Origin of the sequence: Endozoicomonas ascidiicola (assembly GCF_001646945.1) — a bacterium.
Lineage (GTDB): Bacteria > Pseudomonadota > Gammaproteobacteria > Pseudomonadales > Endozoicomonadaceae > Endozoicomonas > Endozoicomonas ascidiicola.
In genome coordinates this window covers 98,754-100,983 of sequence record NZ_LUTV01000003.1, presented here as the reverse complement: position 1 = coordinate 100,983, position 2,230 = coordinate 98,754, and the positions used below count along the sequence as shown (strand labels likewise).

1 protein-coding gene and 1 pseudogene are annotated in these 2,230 nt (G+C 43.0%); one reads left to right on the top strand and one right to left on the bottom strand.

Translation table 11 applies throughout. The features are described from left to right. Positions 1 to 653, top strand: a pseudogene (locus AKL11_RS07925) (ISKra4 family transposase); the annotation flags it as partial. A 119-nt stretch (positions 654 to 772) separates the two neighbouring features. Here the strand turns inward: AKL11_RS07925 and AKL11_RS07920 are convergent. After that, positions 773 to 2,095 (bottom strand): hypothetical protein, encoded by a 1,323-nt coding sequence (locus tag AKL11_RS07920; protein WP_157673469.1) that lies wholly within the window; start codon positions 2,093 to 2,095, stop codon positions 773 to 775. Positions 2,096 to 2,230 lie beyond the last annotated feature (135 nt).

Here is a 2,230-nt window from a genome sequence, read left to right as displayed (position 1 = left end):
TCTACTGCGCTGCAGCGCCTGAATATGGCAAGCAAACCTTTATGAAGCGATTTTCTGCAGAGATAGAAAAAGTTAAACGACGATTCCCTGATGCCACTTATGTTGGCGTTGCCGATGGTGCTCCCGATAACTKGACTTTCCTTAAGCCTTTTGTGTCCGTTCAGGTTCTGGATTTTTATCATGCWTCTGAGTATGTGGCAGACGCTGCGGAAGCGATCTATCCGGGAGTTAAAAACAAGCAACAACGGCATGCATGGCTGAAAGAAAAACTCYATGAGCTGAAACATGAAGTTGGTGGAGCACAGCGTCTGACCAAGGAATTAAAGAAATCATCACCGGGGAATAATCGTCTGGCAKCGATGGAGAAGCTGTAYAAGGCAAGAACCTACTTTAAGRACAACTGGAAAAAGATGGTCTATCCGGAAGCCCTGAGCGCCCATTTACCAATCGGCTCTGGGGTTACTGAAGCGGCCTGTAAAATATTGGTGAAACAGAGGATGTGCAGATCTGGTATGCGCTGGAAAGAAGAAGGTGCCTCAATGCTGTTAACACTCCGAGCGATCATATGTTCAACAGGACATTGGTCATCTTTTTGGAAAAAAATGAATCAATACGGTTTTCCAATTACTCATAACCTTCAGGCAGGACATTGATCAGGCTGAGCACCCGTTACAGGGAGTTAGAAGCTAATGGTTTATCATTGGATTGCAAGGAAGTGGATAAAATGTCATAGAGTGAATTTCTGATACGCGTATATTAAAGTAAACAGTTATCAGCTTCTGGAAGTGGGCGCCCCACCATCAAGAGTCACATCCAACGACTCAAGCAATGCAACCAGTGATATTTTTCCTCTCCCGGGGGACTCAGGAATCAGTACACTGCTTTCATCGGAAATTTGTAGGTACTGTTTATAAACGGTCGGACTCACGTTACGCTCAACTATCTGCTTTGCTTGTTTAGATTTCTTTATCAGCTTTGCAAGCAATGTCGGAGCTGCTGATGTCTCTTGTTCATTACGACTCTGGTTTCTTAAATTCCCTCTGTTATTTGTAGATTGCTTGCCAATAAGAGGAACATTGATTTTCATCTCGACACCCTCATCTCGACGGCGCAAACGGGTATGTTCCGAGTTCAAAGTACCGACCAAACGACCCTGTATCATTGCCTGAAGAGGGTTTAGTCCCTTTTTGCTCAGCCCCAACCCCAATGCAGATAGAGAGTTCAAATCAATCACGCCATTCGATATTTCAGCATCCAATCGAACCATCGCGTATTTTTTATCATTACCGGAGATGGCTCTATTAACCAGTTTGGGCACCCACTCCGGACAATACTCTGCCATAGCACCATAATCAGCATGAAGGGTAAAACTCAGCTTTCCATTGAGATTGTCATCCAGACTTAGGCTGCCATCTTTAATCTGTGCTGGGCCAACGCCAATATTGTCAACCTCTACCAGACCAAACTTTATAGAAGGGTTCTCAACATCGCTCTTAAATAAGTTTTTTGTCTGTGTTACATGAAAATCAGTAAAAGCTATCTCGGAACCGTCGGTTAAACCGCTGCCAGAAAACATATCGCTAGCCTTATTGATGCGAACAACCATGCTCTTCGCATCAACGTCGAATGAAGTATTTTCATTTTTGATGACCGTAGCCCAGTCAGAGGTATTTTTTTTACTTTCAGAGTCATGAATGTCAACATTATCATCCCAAGTGTTCACGCCACCTGAAGACAGTAAACCGGGCAGATTTTTGCAGTAATCAGCCACTGAATTGCCGATTAAAAACAACAGATTTGTTTCTCCTGACAGCTTCAGGTCTGGAATTTTGATATCCAGCACTGCCTTTTCGCCACTTCTGCCGCCAATTTCAAGTGAAAATTTTAGCGCATCGGCTTGAATGTTTAACTCATCTTTGTCTGATTGAGTAGAGCCATCAAACGTTCTGAGGTTATCAAGATGAATCTTGCTGACCTTAATAGAAGAGTCTGGATATTCGATAGAAAATTGACCACTGTTAACAGTCACATCCCTTGACATACCCAGCTGAAGAGCGGCTACGGAGCTGGCAAGCGTCACTAAACCAAAACTCATTTGAAACATACGGTTCTAAATGAGCAGATAAATTGATCCGAAGCATGAAACGAAAAACGATTCAAGACGTATAATTACAGATCATTTTTTGCCATAACTATTCGATTCATGCTTAAAGTCCTACACGATAAATGG

Coding starts and splice junctions, on each gene's coding strand:
- AKL11_RS07920 (WP_157673469.1), bottom strand. CDS start 2,095: ATGAGTTTTGGTTTAGTGACGCTTGCCAGCTCCGTAGCCGCTCTTCAG.